Source organism: Mesorhizobium sp. CA14 (assembly GCF_020165195.1).
Classification (GTDB): Bacteria; Pseudomonadota; Alphaproteobacteria; order Rhizobiales; family Rhizobiaceae; genus Mesorhizobium.
On sequence record NZ_JAIUHR010000029.1, the window covers coordinates 59,625 to 75,075 of the forward strand.

The 15,451-nt window shown below is 64.2% G+C and carries 13 protein-coding genes; 3 read left to right on the forward strand and 10 right to left on the reverse strand.

The features are described from left to right. Positions 1-13 precede the first annotated feature (13 nt). The 10 genes from LB565_RS24545 to puuE form a co-directional block, all read right to left on the reverse strand. Entirely contained in the window at positions 14-175 is a 162-nt protein-coding gene (locus tag LB565_RS24545) for a hypothetical protein (RefSeq protein ID WP_224588498.1), read from the reverse strand. Positions 176-215: 40 nt separating this feature from the next. Next, a complete protein-coding gene (locus LB565_RS24550; protein ID WP_224588499.1) occupies positions 216-1,871 on the reverse strand; it encodes an ABC transporter ATP-binding protein in 1,656 nt (551 codons plus the stop codon). Further along, positions 1,871-2,692: an ABC transporter permease gene (locus LB565_RS24555; RefSeq protein WP_224588500.1), complete on the reverse strand. Its 822-nt coding sequence runs from the start codon at positions 2,690-2,692 to the stop codon at positions 1,871-1,873. Before LB565_RS24555 ends, LB565_RS24550 begins: the two co-directional genes overlap by 1 nt. Before the next feature lie 58 nt (positions 2,693-2,750). After that, positions 2,751-3,710: an ABC transporter permease gene (locus LB565_RS24560; RefSeq protein ID WP_224588501.1), complete on the reverse strand. Its 960-nt coding sequence runs from the start codon at positions 3,708-3,710 to the stop codon at positions 2,751-2,753. A 97-nt stretch (positions 3,711-3,807) separates the two neighbouring features. After that, positions 3,808-5,397 carry an ABC transporter substrate-binding protein gene (locus LB565_RS24565; RefSeq protein WP_224588502.1) on the reverse strand — a complete coding sequence of 530 codons (1,590 nt, stop codon included), beginning with the start codon at positions 5,395-5,397 and terminating at the stop codon, positions 3,808-3,810. Positions 5,398-5,545: 148 nt separating this feature from the next. After that, positions 5,546-7,531, reverse strand: coding sequence for a CocE/NonD family hydrolase (locus LB565_RS24570; RefSeq protein WP_224588503.1), 1,986 nt, complete (start codon positions 7,529-7,531; stop codon positions 5,546-5,548). An 85-nt stretch (positions 7,532-7,616) separates the two neighbouring features. Next, positions 7,617-8,210: a nucleoside deaminase gene (locus LB565_RS24575; RefSeq protein ID WP_224588504.1), complete on the reverse strand. Its 594-nt coding sequence runs from the start codon at positions 8,208-8,210 to the stop codon at positions 7,617-7,619. Between the two features lie 15 nt (positions 8,211-8,225). Next, positions 8,226-8,717, reverse strand: a complete 492-nt coding sequence (locus LB565_RS24580) for an ureidoglycolate lyase (RefSeq protein WP_224588505.1) — start codon at positions 8,715-8,717, stop codon at positions 8,226-8,228. After that, on the reverse strand, positions 8,714-9,574 hold the full coding sequence (locus LB565_RS24585; protein WP_224588506.1) for a bifunctional allantoicase/(S)-ureidoglycine aminohydrolase: 861 nt from the start codon (positions 9,572-9,574) through the stop codon (positions 8,714-8,716). The genes LB565_RS24580 and LB565_RS24585 overlap by 4 nt, the downstream gene beginning before the upstream one ends. Before the next feature lie 14 nt (positions 9,575-9,588). After that, the gene (gene puuE, locus LB565_RS24590; RefSeq protein WP_224588507.1) at positions 9,589-11,013 is read right to left on the reverse strand and encodes an allantoinase PuuE; all 1,425 of its coding nucleotides are present in this window, start codon (positions 11,011-11,013) and stop codon (positions 9,589-9,591) included. A gap of 169 nt (positions 11,014-11,182) precedes the next feature. On the opposite strand from puuE, the gene uraH reads away from it, so the two are divergent. The 3 genes from uraH to xdhB are packed head-to-tail and all read left to right on the forward strand — an operon-like array spanning position 11,183 to position 15,399. Then, positions 11,183-11,557, forward strand: coding sequence for a hydroxyisourate hydrolase (gene uraH, locus LB565_RS24595; RefSeq protein WP_224588508.1), 375 nt, complete (start codon positions 11,183-11,185; stop codon positions 11,555-11,557). A gap of 3 nt (positions 11,558-11,560) precedes the next feature. Further along, complete coding sequence (gene xdhA / locus LB565_RS24600) at positions 11,561-13,036, forward strand: xanthine dehydrogenase small subunit (protein ID WP_224588509.1); 1,476 nt, start codon at positions 11,561-11,563, stop codon at positions 13,034-13,036. Next, positions 13,036-15,399, forward strand: coding sequence for a xanthine dehydrogenase molybdopterin binding subunit (gene xdhB / locus LB565_RS24605; RefSeq protein ID WP_224588510.1), 2,364 nt, complete (start codon positions 13,036-13,038; stop codon positions 15,397-15,399). Before xdhA ends, xdhB begins: the two co-directional genes overlap by 1 nt. Positions 15,400-15,451: the final 52 nt, after the last annotated feature.

Consider the following 15,451-nt stretch of genomic DNA (forward strand, 5'->3'; position numbering starts at 1 on the left):
GGATAGCCTGATATCAGGCGTTCAGCCAGCACTCGCAGAGCGCGTAGCCGTCCATCATCTCGCCATTGGGGTTCTTCACCCAGCCACCGACCTTCTTGGTGTTGGCGGCATCGACAAACTGGTTGAAGAACGGCACGATCAAGGCGCTTCGTCGCGCATCTTTTCCGCTTCGCATTGCAGTCGCATGGCAGCATTGCCGCGAAAAGTCTGGTGCCTCAGTTTCCAGCGCTTTCCATGCGCCGGCCCCTGATAGCCTTTTCCAGCCAGCCGATTTCCATTTCGGGCACGGAGGAGAGGAGCAGGTCGGTGTAGGCGTCGAAGGGCGGCGTCAGCACCTTGCTCTTGGATCCGTAGCGCACCACCTCGCCGCGATACATCACCGCGATCGAATCGGCGATCGACTTAACCGTCGCCAGATCGTGGGTGATGAACAGGTAGGCGACCTTTTCATGCTGCTGCAGGTTCAGCAGAAGCTTGAGGATGCCGTGGGCGACCAGCGGGTCGAGCGCTGAGGTCACCTCGTCGCAGATGATCAGCTTCGGCTTGGCGGCGAGCGAGCGGGCGATGCAGACGCGCTGCTTCTGACCGCCGGACAGCTCGGCCGGATAGCGATCGACGAAGCCCTTGCCCATCTCGATCTCGTCGAGCAGCTCGGCGACGCGCTTGTCGCGCTCGCGGCCCTTCATGCCGAAATAGAACTCCAGCGGCCGGCCGATGATGGTGCCCACCGTCTGGCGCGGGTTCATCGCCACGTCGGCCATCTGATAGATCATCTGCAGTTGGCGCAGATCCTCCTTCGGCCGGTCGGCCAGCCTGTTGGCGAGCGACCTGCCGTCGAAGGTGACGGTGCCCTGCTCGGGCGGCAGCAGGCCGGTGATGGCGCGCGCCAGCGTCGACTTGCCCGAACCGCTCTCGCCGACGACGGCCAACGTCTGTGCCGGATAGATGTCGACCGAGACGTTCTTCAGAACCTTGACGTGGCCGCCGCCATAGGCGGCGGTCACATTCTTCACCGACAGGAAGGGCGTTGTGCCGGGCTGCTGTTCCTGGTGCTCGATCTCATGCACCGAAACCAGCGCGTTGGTGTATTCCTGGCGCGGCTCCTTGATGATCTGCTGCGTGCCGCCCCACTCGACCAGCCTGCCGTGGCGCAGCACCATGATCTCGTCCGACACCTGGGCGACGACGGCAAGGTCGTGGGTGATGTAGAGGGCCGCCACATGCGTGTCGCGGATAGCGTCCTTGATCGCCGCAAGCACGTCGATCTGCGTCGTCACATCGAGCGCCGTGGTTGGCTCGTCGAAGACGATGAGGTCGGGTTCCGAGCAAAGCGCCATCGCCGTCATCACGCGCTGCAACTGGCCGCCGGAGACCTGGTGCGGGTAGCGCTCGCCGATCGTTTCGGGATTGGGCAGACTGAGCTTCTTGAACAGCGCAACGGCTCGCTTCTCGGCCTCGGCGCGGGTCGCGGTGCCATGCAGCATGGCCGCCTCGACCACCTGGTCGATCAGCTTGTGCGCCGGATTGAACGCGGCGGCCGCCGACTGCGCCACATAGCAGACCTCGCGTCCGCGCAACGCCCGCACGCCTTTCGGTCCGGCTTTCAGGATGTCGCGGCCATTGAGGATCACTTCGCCGCCGGTAATGCGCACGCCGCCGCGGCCATAGGCCATGGACGACAGGCCGATGGTCGACTTGCCGGCGCCGGATTCGCCGATCAGGCCGAGCACCTTGCCCTTCTCAAGCGTGAGCGAGACGTCATGGACCAGCGTGATCGTCTTCGGTGCTTCGCCCGGCGGGTAGACGGTCGCCTCGATGCGCAGATTGCGGATGTCGAGGAGCTTGCCTGAATTTGCCTTGGTGTCGGCCATCAGCCGCGCCCTCCCTTCAGGCTCGTCGTGCGGTTGAGCACCCAGTCGGCGACGAGGTTGACCGAGATTGCCAGCACAGCGATTGCCGCCGCCGGGATCAGCGCCGCCGGAATGCCGAAGACGATGCCGTCCTTGTTCTCCTTGACCATGCCGCCCCAATCCGAATCCGGCGGCTGCACGCCAAGGCCGAGGAAGGACAGCGCCGACAGGAAGAGCACCGCGAAGATGAAGCGCACGCCGAGCTCGGCCACCAGCGGCGACAGCGCATTGGGCAGGATCTCGCGGAAGATGATCCAGCCCTTGCCTTCGCCGCGCAATTTCGCCGCCTCGACGAAATCCATGACGTTGATGTCGACGGCGACAGCGCGCGAGAGGCGATAGACGCGGGTGGAATCCAGGATGCCCATCACCAGGATCAGAGTCAGCGTGTTCGTCGGCAGCACGGACAACACGACGAGACCGAAGATCAGCGTCGGGATCGACATCAGAAGGTCGACGAAGCGCGACAGCAGCGTGTCGAACCAGCCGCCGAACACCGCCGCCGTGAAGCCGAGGATCGAGCCCAGCGAGAAGGACAGCGCCGTCGCCGCCACCGCGATCTCCATGGTGATGCGCGCGCCGTAGATCATGCGCGAGATAAGATCGCGGCCGAGATTGTCCGTGCCCAGCCAGTGCACCGCCGACATCGGCTCCCATACGTCGCCGACGATCTCGCCATTGCCATGCGGCGCGACCCAGGGCGCGAAGATGGCGCAGAACGCGAAAGCGCCGGTCAGGATCAGTCCGATCCAGGCGGTGACTGGGATTTGTCGTAGCGCCATTCGCCTCAGTTCCCCTTCTGGTCGTCTTGCATCCGGCCCGTCATTTCGGATGCTCCCGTCACTTCGGATGCCTCAGCCGCGGATTGGCCACGATGGCGGCGATGTCCGCGACGATGTTGAGCGTGATGTAGACCGCGGCGAAGATCAGGCCGACCGCCTGCACCACCGGCACGTCGCGCTTGGCGACATGGTCGACCAGATATTGTCCCATGCCGGGATAGACGAAGATCACCTCGACCACCACGACGCCGACGATGAGATAGGCGAGGTTGAGCATGACGACGTTGACGACCGGCGCGATCGCGTTCGGGAAAGCATGCTTGCGGATAATGTCGAAGGGTTTCAGCCCCTTGAGCTCGGCCGTCTCGATGTAGGCCGACTGCATGACGTTGAGAATCGCCGCGCGCGTCATGCGCATCATATGAGCGAGCACCACCAAGGTGAGCGCCGTGGCCGGCAGCACCACGGCCTGCAGCCTTTCGAGGAAAGGCGTGGAATCATCCACCGTCGAGATGCTCGGGAAAATCTGCCAGTGCACGGCGAACAGGAAGATCAGCACATAGCCGATGAAGAATTCCGGGAACGATGTCGAGGCCAGCGCCAGGCCGGAGATCAGCTTGTCGACAAAGCCGTTGCGATAGCGCACCGCGATCAGGCCGAGAATGACTGCCAGCGGCACTGCCACGACTGCTGCGCAGGCGGCCAGGAACAGCGTGTTCTTCAGCCGGGTGCCGATCGAGCTCGCAATGTCGAGCCCGCTCGACTGAGCCGTGCCGAAATCGCCATGCAGGATGCCCCACAGCCAGTGCACGTAGCGCAGCCATGCCGGGTCGTTGAGCCCGAGCTGCTCGCGCAGGTTCGTCAGAGCCTCCGGCGTCGCCGATTGGCCGAGGATCGCCTGGGCGACATCGCCCGGCAGGATCTGCGTGCCGGCGAAGATCAGCACCGAAACGGCCAAAAGAAGAACCAGGCCCAGCAAGATGCGCTGAGCGACCAATCTCAGGATCGGAGACGACATCGGCTACCTGCAATGGTGAAGAAGGGATTACGCCCGCCTTCGGGCGGGCCATGAAGCCGGGAAGGGCCGGCTCGCGCCGGCCCTTCCTTATCCTTCGTCAAGCCTGCAGCCAGCACTCGATCAGGGCATGGCCGTTGCTGAGTTCCTGCGCCGGGTTGTCGACCCAGCCCTCGACGCCCTTGCCGGTCGCGTCGACGAACTGGTTGAAGAACGGCACGATCAGGCCGCCTTCGTCGCGCATGATCTCGCCCATGTCGCGATAGATCTTCTTGCGCTTGGCTTCGTCGAGCTCGCCGCGCGCCGCAAGCACCATCTTGTCGAAATCTGGGCGCTTCCAGCGGGTGTCGTTCCAGTCGGCGGTCGACAGATAGGCGGTCGAGTACATCTGGTCCTGGGTCGGGCGGCCGCCCCAGTAGGAGAGCGAGAAGGGCTGCTTGTTCCAGACTTCCGTCCAGTAGCCGTCGCCCGGCTCGCGCTTGATCTCGATCTTGATGCCGGCCTTGGCGCAGCTCTGCTGATAGAGCTGCGCGGCGTCCACGGCGCCCGGGAAGGCGACGTCCGAAGTGCGCAGCAGGATCGAGCCGCTGTGGCCGGATTTCTTGTAATGCGCAGATGCCTTTTCCGGATCGAACTTGCGCTGCTCGAAATCGCCCGCGAACAGCGGATAGGCCTTGTTGACCGGCATGTCGTTGCCGACCTCGCCGTAGCCGCGCAGGATCTTGGTCAGCATCTCCTCGCGGTCCATGGCGAGCTTCAGCGCCATGCGGAGATCGTTGTTGTCGAAGGGCGCGGTGTCGCAGAACATGTTGAAGGGATAGAAACCGCGGCCAGAGGCGGCGCGGATCTTCACGCCGGGCAGCCGCTTGACCAGGTCGACGATCTTCGGCTCGACGCGGTTGATCATGTTGACCTGGCCGCCCTGCAGCGCCGCCATGCGCGCGGTCGGGTCGTTGACGACGACGATCTCGACCTGGTCGGCATGGCCGTATTTGTCGGCCTGCCAGTAATTGGCGAAGCGCTCGCCGCCATGTTTCACGCCGGGCTGGTTGACGGTGACCTTGTACGGGCCGGTGCCGATGCCGGCGTCCGGCTTGTCCATGCCGCCATTCGGCTGGATGATCAGGTGATAGTCCGCCATCAGATACGGCATGTCGGCGTTCGGGTCCTTCAGCGTGACCACGACATTGCCGCCATCGGCCTTGATGGTGTCGATGCTCTTCAGGACGCCCAGCGCGCCCGACTTGGACTTCTCGTCGCTGTGGCGCTTCAGCGTCGCCACCACGTCGTCCGGCGTCACTTCCTTGCCGTTGTGGAACTGGACGCCCTTGCGGATCTTCATCGTCCAGGTCTTGGCGTCCTTGGAGCTGCCGATCTCCTCGGCGATGAGATATTCGACGCCGCCGCCCGGCGCGAGCTCGACCAGCGTCTCACCCCAGCACTTGCCGAAGGCGAACGGAACCTGGCTAAGGAAGGTCGCGGGATCAAGGCTGTTGGTGGATTCGCCGCCCTGCAGTCCGGCCTTCAGCGTGCCGCCCTTGACCGGGCCGGCAGCGCGCACGGCGCTGGAGAGCAGCGAATTGGCGAAGGTCGCGGTGATGCCGAGCGCCGCGGCGCGACCGAGGAAGTCGCGACGGCTAAGTTTTCCGGCCGCGACTCGCCGGCTGAGATAGTCGAGTTCGTTAGACATTATGGTTCCTCACTCTGGGTATCCGACCTTATGGTCGTTTCTTGCTATTGGAGGAGATAATGACCGTAAGGGAAAGCGGCAGGCAAGACCGAATGCGACATACGGTGGCGTAAATCGCACGTCGCAATTGGACCAATCTTGCTTCGGCTCAAACCATGGAGCGGGGAATCGTCTGCTCGAAGTCGCGTTCGAAGACCAGCTTTTCGCCCTCATAGGCTTCGATTCTGGCGCTGACGATGAAGTTTGCGGCGTCCGATCGCATCCCGGCAAAGGTTTCGGTCCGCACCGACCATTCATTGCGCGACAAGGTCTGCGTCCAATGCGTGGCTCCGGTAGCCGACAGCGGGTCGTCGGGATGGATCGTCCATGTCTCGCGCACGATGCTGCCATTGACCAGCCCGTGGTCGAGGTCGCGCACCTCGCCGAAATCGTCGCTTATGGAAAGCGTGACAAGACCGGTCTTATCGTCGCGATCGACATGGCGTTCGGAATTCGCCGGCCGGATCGTCTCGGTCGCCCAAGGCGTCGCGCCTTCCGGCTCTGGGAACGAAGCCTCATTGCCTTTCGCCGGTGGACGCAGCGGCAGCTTCAGCGTCGCCTGCGCGAGATCAAGCCGCGCCGGCTCCGGCGAAGGCCAGATCATCGGCCAGTAGGCGGTCGAAACGGCGATGCGCAATTTGTGGCCGGCCGGCACCCGATAGGCGCATTGGTCGAGCGCGACGCGCGCCGAAACCATCTCGCCGGGAACCAACGGTTCGGGGAATTCATGTGAGTTGCGGTGGGTCAGATTGAGCACGCCATAGGAGATCAGCTCCGAGGCGCCGTCGGGATGCACGTCGCAAAGCCGCACCGCGATGTTGGCCTGCGGCCGATCGGAGGCAAGCCGGACCTCGAGCTCCGGCGCGCCGACGATGTCGATCGCCTCGCCGAGCTGCGGTTGGTCGAAGCACACCGACAGCGCATCGTCGGGGCGTTGGTCGCCCGGCAGTTCCGGCCCGAAGGTGAAGGGAAAATATTCGCCGCCGGCAAGGCCGCAGGTCTGCGGCGAAGCGACGATCGAGGGGTCGGCGCCGTCGGGGATGAGCCCGATCGCCTCGATCTTGATGTTCGGCGACGGCCATTCCTGCTCCGCCACCCAGCGGCCCGGCCGTTCCGGGTGCCAGCGCGCCGGCCGCACGCTGTCCATGACATAGGCGCGGTAGGCCGGATCGGCCTCGACGCCGGTCTCCGCGCCCTTCAGCCAGCGGTCCCACCAGCGCAGCGCCTCCTGCAGGAAGCCGATCGCCGGCTTGGGGCCGGCGTAGTGCGGGTATTTGTGGATCCAGGGGCCGACGATGCCTTTGACCGGCGACTGGATACTGGTGACGAGATTGGAGATCGTGTTGCGGTAGCCGTCATGCCAGCCGCCGATCGACAGCACGGCCGCCTGAACAGCCGAAAAATCCTCGCAGATCGAGCCGCGCTTCCAATAGGCGTCGCGATGCTGGTGGCTGAGCCAGAGCGGCAGAAGGAAAGGCTGGCTCTCCAGCCGGCTAAGCCACAAATCCCGCCAGCGGTTGCCGCCGGCGATCGCCGGATCCGGCGGCCGCGACGAATAGGACAGCATCGTCGAGGCCCAGCCGAAATTTTCCAAGAGCAGGCAGCCGCCCTTGTAGTGGATGTCGTCGGCATAGCGGTCGACGGTCGAGCATAGGCTGATCACTGCCTTCAGCGCCGGCGGCTGCTTGGCAGCCACCTGCAGGCAGTTGAAGCCGCCCCACGAAATGCCCATCATGCCGACATTGCCGTTGCACCAGGGCTGCGCGGCCGCCCAGGCGATGACGTCGCAGGCATCCTGCAATTCCTGCTCGGAATATTCGTCATCCATCAGCCCTTCGGAATCGCCATTGCCGCGCATGTCGACGCGGATCGAGGCGTAGCCGTGGCCGGCGAAATAGGGATGGGTCAGTTGGTCGCGGAAGATAGTGCCGTCGCGCTTGCGGTAGGGCAGGTGCTCGAGGATCGCCGGCACCGGATCGTCAGTCGCGTCCTCGGGCATCCAGATACGCGCCGACAGCCGGCAGCCATCCGGCATGACGATGCCCATATCAGGAAACTCGACGACTTTGCGGGGGAATTCGGTGACGGTTTTCATAGGGCGCGCTCCAAGCGTCGCCACATGATGCGGCGACCAACAGCGCGTCATGGGCCAGCCGACGAAATCGGCTGGTCAATCTACGTCAGTTCAGCGGGATGTCGTTTTCGGCCTTGCCGGCTTGGTAGGCGTTCGAGAGCTCGTCATAGCGCGCCCCGATTTTCCTGATCCGAGCCTCCAGCCGCTGGCGCTCAGCCTCGGGCAAAGCCCTGACCAGCCGGCGGATGGAAAAGCTCTTCCAATAGGCGTTCTCCGCACTGTAGCCGCCCGGATCCAGGGTGAAGACCTCTTTCAGGATTTTCAGATCGTGCGGGATGGCAAAACTGTCGCGCGAATCCTCATGGCTGAAGAGGTAGTAGAAATTGTCGAAACCGGTCCACGTGATCGCCGACAGGCAGAGCGAGCAGGGCTCGTGCGTGGCTATAAACAGCGCTTCCTTTGTGTCGACGCGCTCGGCCTTGGGCATTTCGTAGAAGCGCTTCAGGCAGTGCACCTCGCCATGCCAGAGCGGATTTTCCATCTCGTTGTTCGTCTCGGCCAGCACCAGCGACCGGTCGTCCTTCCTGAGGATCGCGGCGCCGAACAGCTTGTTGCCATGGGCAACGCCTTGCACCGTCTTCGGCACGATGTCGTGCTCGATCACATCGAGCAGGCGGTCGATCAGCGAAATGTCGGTCATATCAATCGCAAGCTTTCAGGGAAGGTGGATCTCGTAAGGATGCGAGAAATAGAACTCTTCGAGATTGGAGCCGTCGCCGCCGCGGTCGACAACGAGGAAATCCTGTTCCTCGCCGATCGGCGTCAGCACGCCGTGCCAGAGATTGCGGCGGTAGTTGATGCCTTGTCCGGGGCCGGCGAGAAAGGCATGCGGTTCACCCGGGCCATCCTTGGTATCATGGCAGACGACCACCAGGAACGGCCGCGGCGACAGCGGGATAAAGGCCTGGCTGCCGAGCGGATGGCGCTCGACCATGGTGAGCTTCAGCGGCATCTCATAAGGCGTGCCGCGCACCATCGAGATCAGCACGCGCGCATTCGGGCCCGCAGCCTCGGCGGTGGCGAGGTCGTGATAGCGCATCGCCTTGCCGCCATTGATCGGGTAGCGGTTGTCGCCGCCCATGTCGATGACGTCGCCGAAGGGCGCGAAGTTCTCGCGGGTCAGCGGTCGGGCGACGATGCGGCTCACCGCGCCTTGCCCCCAAGATAGCCGCCAAGCCTGGCATGCCGGTTGACGTCCTTGTAGAGCAGGTAGCGGAAATTGCCGGGGCCGCCGGCATAGCAGGCCTGCGGGCAGAAGGCGCGCAGCCACATGAAATCGCCGGCTTCGACCTCGACCCAGTCCTGGTTGAGGCGGTAGACCGCCTTGCCTTCCAGCACATAGAGCCCATGCTCCATGACATGGGTCTCTGCGAAGGGGATGACCGCACCGGGCTTCAGCGTCACGATGGTGACATGCATGTCGTGGCGCATGTCGGCCGGGTCGACGAAGCGGGTCGTTGCCCAGCGCCCTTCTGTGCCCGGCATCGGGCTCGGCGCCACGTCCTGGTCGCTGGAGAAGAAGGCTTCCGGCGCGTCGAGGCCTTCGACAGCCTCATAGGCTTTGCGGATCCAGTGGAAGCGGGCAGCAGCGCCGCTTTCGTTGCGCACCGTCCAGCCGCTCGACGGCGGCAGGAAGGCGAAGCCGCCGGCGGCAAGCACATGTTTTTGGCCGGCAAGCGAAACGGTGAGCTCGCCCTCGACGACGAACAGCACACCCTCGGCTTCGGCGTCGAGTTCGGGCCGGTCGCTGCCGCCGCCCGGCAGGACCTCGACGATATATTGCGAGAAGGTCTCGGCGAAGCCCGAGAGCGGCCTTGCGATGATCCAGGCCCGCGTCTCGTCCCAGAAGGGCAGCGGACTGGTGACGATGTCCTGCATCACGCCCCTGGGAATGACCGCATAGGCTTCGGTGAAGACGGCGCGGCCGGTCAAAAGCTCGTTCTGCCCGGGATGGCCGCCATGCGGGGCGTAATAGGTTCGCTCGGCAGTCTTGATCATATCCATGGGGATCCCTGGCGTTATTGCGGGAGCATGTCTTTCAGGCGAAGCAGTGCGATGCGCTCGACCTGTTTGCAGGCGGTTTCCAACTCGGTGCCGCGGCTGTTGCCGATCCGCGCCTCGAACTCCGCCAGGATTTCGTCCTTGGTCTTGCCCTTGACCGCGATGATGAAGGGGAAGCCGAAGGTGGTGACATAGGCGGCGTTGAGTTTCGAGAACAGCTCGCGCTCCTTGTCGGTCAGCGCGTCGAGCCCGGCGGAGGCCTGCTCCTTGGCCGATTCCGGCGTCAGCCGCTTGGCCGCCGCCAGCTTGCCTGCAAGGTCCGGATGGGCGTTGAGCACGGAAAGCCGTTCGGCCTCCGTCGCTGCGCGAAAGATGCGGCAGAGCGCGTTGTGCAGGCCGCCGGCGCTGTCATGTGCGGGCCCGAGTTCCAGCTCGTAGGCGCGCTCGGCGATCCAGGGCGAATGCTCGAAAACGCCGCCGAAGGCATGCACGAATTCCTCGAACCCCATCCGCGACGGCCGCAGCGCCGGCGCCTCATAGGGGTGCGTTTCGCGCCAGTGTTTGGCGATGTCGATGCGCCGCGTCAGCCAAACCTTGTCATGCGATTTCACATAGTCGACGAAGCGCTTGAGCGCTGCCACACGGCCTGGACGGCCGACCAGCCGGCAATGCAGGCCGATATTCATCATGCGCGGCCTGCCCGCTTTGCCCTCGGCATAGAGCGTATCGAAACTGTCCTTCAGATAGGCGAAGAACTGGTCGCCGGAGTTGAAGCCTTGCGGCGTCGCGAAGCGCATGTCGTTGGCGTCGAGCGTGTAAGGGATGATGAGCTGCGGCTTCTCCAGCCCGTCGCGGTCGAACCAGTAGGGCAGCTCGTCGTCATAGGTGTCGGAGACATAGTCGAAGCCGCCTTCCTCGGCGACCAGCCGCACGGTGTTCACCGAAGTGCGGCCGGTGTACCAGCCAGTCGGCCGCGCGCCGGTCACCTCGTAATGCAGCTTGATGGTCTCTTCGAGATCGCGCTTCTCATCCTCGGCCGCGTGGTCGCGATAATCGATCCATTTCAGGCCGTGCGAGGCGATTTCCCAGCCGGCCTCCTGCATCGCCGCGACCTGGTCGGGCGAGCGCGCGAGCGCGGTGGCGACGCCATAGCAGGTCACCGGCACGTGCGCTTCGGTGAACAGCCGGTGGAGTCGCCAGAAGCCGGCCCGGGCGCCGTATTCATAGATCGATTCCATGTTCCAGTGGCGCTGGCCGACCCAGGGCGCCGCGCCGACGATCTCCGACAGGAAAGCCTCCGAAGCCTTGTCGCCATGCAGCACGCAGTTCTCGCCGCCTTCTTCGTAATTGACGACGAACTGCACCGCGACATAGGCCCCGCCGGGCCATTTCGGATCCGGCGGATTAGCCCCGTAACCGCGCATGTCCCGTTCGTAACGCATTGCCGCTCCTGCCCGATTGCTGCATTGAAGATATCGAAAGGAGTGCTGCTGCATTCCCCCGAAAATTTTTGAAAGTGCTTTTTGCCGCACTCCGCTCGACCCGGGCTTATGCGTCGCCTTTAATTGGCGCACAATTGACCTGAAACTGAACCGGGATGGGAGGCGGCCAGTGGCAGAAACGTCGAAAGCCGATGGCGGGCGCCTGACGACCCATGTGCTGGACACCGCGACCGGCCGGCCGGCAAAGGGCCTGTCGATCGGGCTTTTCCGCATCGAGGGCCAGAACCGCACGCATCTCAAGACGGTCGCCACCAACGATGATGGCCGCTGCGATGCGCCGCTGCTTGCCGGCGCCGATTTCCGCACCGGCGAATATGAGCTGATCTTCGCCGCCGGCGATTATCTGCGCGGCCAGGGCATCAACCTGCCTGAGCCCGCTTTCCTGGACATCGTGCCGATCCGCTTCGGCATGGCGGAAGCGCGCCACTACCATGTCCCGCTCTTGATTTCGCCCTATGGCTACTCGACCTATCGGGGGAGCTGAGACATGGCAGAGATCCGCAACGAGATACGCTTCATCCTGAACGGTGCCGACGTGGCGCTGACCGATGTCGCGCCCGATGCGACCCTGCTCGACTGGCTGCGGCTCAACCGCTCGCTGCGCGGCACCAAGGAAGGTTGCGCCGAGGGTGATTGCGGCGCCTGCACGGTGCTGGTCGGCAAGCTCTCCGCCGAAGGTCTCGTCTATGAGAGCGTGAATGCCTGCATCCGCTTCATGGGCTCGCTCGACGGCACCCACGTCGTCACCGTGGAGCATCTGCGCGGCGAGCCTGGCAAGTTGCACCCCGTGCAGCAGGCGATGGTCGATTTCCATGGCTCGCAATGCGGCTTCTGCACGCCGGGCTTCATCATGTCGCTCTATGGGCTCTGGATGAAAACGCCCGACCCGTCGAACGCGGCGATCGAAAAGGCGCTGCAGGGCAATCTCTGCCGCTGCACCGGCTATGAGGCGATCATGCGCGCCGCGCATGCCATTTCGAGCTATGGCACGGCGGCCAAGGATCCGCTGGCCGTGGAGCGCGAGGACATTACCGCGCGGCTGAAGGCACTGCGCGATGGCGCCAGGCTCGAGATCGGGTCGGGCAAGGCGCGGCTGATCGTGCCGGCCAGCGTCGACGATTTCGCCGCCTTGCTCGAGAAAGCGCCGGGCGCCACCATCGTCGCCGGCTCAACCGATGTCGGCCTATGGGTCACCAAGCATATGCGCGACATCTCGCCGGCGATCTTCATCGGCGGCCTCGACGGCTTGCGTGCGACCTCGGAGAAAGACGGCGTCGTCACCATCGGCGCCGGCGTCACCTACACCGAAGCCTTCGAGACGCTGTCGAAGCGCATCCCGGCATTGGGACCGCTGGTCGACCGCATCGGCGGCGAACAGGTTCGCAACATGGGCACCATCGGCGGCAACATCGCCAACGGCTCGCCGATTGGCGACACGCCGCCGCCGCTGATCGCGCTCGGGGCGCAGCTCACGCTGCGCAAGGGCAAGGCGCGCCGCACGATACCGCTTGAAACCTTCTTCATCGCCTATGGCAAGCAGGATCGTCAGCCCGGCGAATTCGTCGAAGCACTGCATATTCCGGTGCCGACGCGGAGCGAAAAGTTTGCCGTCTATAAAGTCACCAAGCGGCGCGACGAGGATATCACGGCGACGCTAGGGGCATTCTACCTGATCTTGACCAGGGACGGCACGGTGGCAGACATCCGCATCGCCTATGGCGGCATGGCGGCGACGCCGAAGCGCGCCACTGCGGTCGAGAAGGCGCTTATCGGCAAGGTCTGGAACGAAGCAACGGTGGAGGCCGCGATGGCCGAATACGCTAGCGACTTCACGCCGCTGACCGACATGCGCGCGACCGCCGAATACAGGGCGCTGGCGGCAAAGAACCTTCTGCTACGCTTCTATATCGAGACGACCGGAACGAAGGCGCCCTTCCAGGTCTCGCGCAACGAGGCAGCCTGATGAACAAGCACGCCACTCCCAACCTCAAGGCGGAAAAAATCGCCGGCGGTGTCGCCACCGACCAGCGGCACGATTCCGCGCACAAGCATGTCAGCGGCGCCGCCGTCTATATCGACGACATGCCGGAGCCTGCCGGCACGCTGCATATCGGCCTCGGCCTGTCGAAGGTCGCACACGGCACGCTGAAGAGCGTCGACCTGTCTGCCGTGCGCTCGGCGCCGGGCGTGGTGGATGTGCTGACCTATGCCGACGTGCCCGGCGAGAACGATGTTTCGCCGAGCAACATGCATGACGATCCGGTGCTTGCCGAAGGCAAGGTCGAGTTTTATGGCCAGCCGATCTTCGCCGTGGTTGCCGAGACGCGTGAGGAAGCGCGCCGCGCGGCGCGTCTCGCAAAAATCGAGTATGACGAGCTTCCGGCCGTCATCGACATCTGGAACCTCGACCCGGTCAACGACAAGCAGGTCACCACGCCGCTGATCCTGAAGCGCGGCGATGCGGCCGCGGAGATCGCCGCCGCCCCGCGCCGCATCAAGAACCGCATGTGGCTCGGCGGCCAGGACCATTTCTATCTCGAAGGCCAGGTCTCGCTGGCGATCCCCGGCGAGGACGACGAGGTCATCGTCTATTGCTCGACGCAGGGCCCGAGCGAGACGCAGCATCTGGTCGCCCATGCACTCGGCGTGCCGAGCCATGCGGTCACGGTCGAAGTGCGCCGCATGGGCGGCGGCTTCGGCGGCAAGGAGACGCAGGCCAACCAGTGCGCGGCCATCGCGGCGATCGCCGCCAAGAAGCTGAAGCGCGCGGTGAAGATCCGGCTCGACCGCGACGAGGACATGACCGCCACCGGCAAGCGGCACGACTTCGCCATCGACTACGAGGTCGGCTTCGATGACGAGGGTAATATCCTGGGCGTCGACTTCACCTATGCGTTGCGCTGCGGGTTCTCCGCCGACCTCTCCGGTCCGGTCGGCGACCGCGCGCTGTTCCACTGCGACAATGCCTATTTCTATCCTGCGGTGCATGCGAAATCGGCGCCGCTCTACACCAACACCGTCTCCAACACCGCCTTCCGCGGCTTCGGTGGTCCGCAGGGCATGGTCGGCGCGGAGCGGGTGATTGACGAGGTGGCCTTCGCCGTCGGCAAGGATCCGCTCGAAATCCGCAAGCTCAATTTCTACGACCCGATGGAGGCCATCGGCGAGCGCAGCATCACGCCGTACCACCAGAAGGTCGAGGACTGCATCATCCAGCGCATCGTGGCCGAGTTGGAGGAAAGCGCGAGCTATGCGCGCCGCCGCCGTGAGATCAGCGCCTTCAACAACAACAGCCGCTTCATCAAGCGCGGCCTGGCGCTGACGCCGGTCAAGTTCGGCATTTCCTTCACCAAGACGGAGGCCAATCAGGCCGGCGCGCTGGTGCATGTCTACGCCGACGGCTCGGTTCATATGAACCATGGCGGCACCGAGATGGGCCAGGGCCTGCATCTCAAGGTGGCGCAGGTCGTGGCGGAAGAGTTCCAGATCGATCTCTACCGCGTAAAGATCACCGCGACCACCACCGCCAAGGTGCCGAACACCTCGCCGACGGCCGCGTCTTCCGGCGCCGACCTCAACGGCATGGCCGCGCAGGACGCCGCCCGCCAGATCCGCAAGCGGCTGACCGATTTTGCCGCCGACAAATATCAGGTTCCGCACGACCAGGTCGTGTTCCTGCCCAATCGGGTGCGCATCGGCAATCAGGAAGTGGCCTTCAACGATCTGGTCAAGCAGGCCTATATGAACCGCATCCAGTTGTCGGCGGCCGGCTTCTACAAGACGCCCAAGATCCATTGGGACCGCAGCAAGGGCCGCGGCCATGCCTTCTACTATTACGCCTACGGCGCGGCCTGCTCGGAGGTCTCGGTCGACACGCTGACCGGCGAATATGTCGTCGAGCGCACCGATATCCTGCACGACGCCGGCCGTTCGCTGAATCGGGCGATCGACCTTGGACAGGTCGAGGGCGGCTTCATACAGGGCATGGGCTGGCTGACGACGGAGGAGCTTTGGTGGGACAATAGCGGCCGGCTGCGCACACACGCGCCGTCGACCTATAAGATCCCGCTCGCGTCCGACCGTCCGAAAATCTTCAACGTCAAGCTGACCGACTGGTCCTCGGCCTATGAGCCGACCATCCACCGCTCCAAGGCTGTCGGCGAGCCGCCCCTGCCGCATGGCATGTCAGTGCTGCATGCGCTTTCGGATGCTGTCGCGAGCGTCGCGGATCACAAGATCTGTCCACGTCTCGATGCTCCGGCGACGCCGGAACGGGTGCTGATGGCGATCGAGCGATTGAAGCGGGAAGCCGCGAAGCCGGCTTGAAACGTGCAATTCGGGCCGAAAAACACTATATTTCCCAAGTGGAAATGCAGAT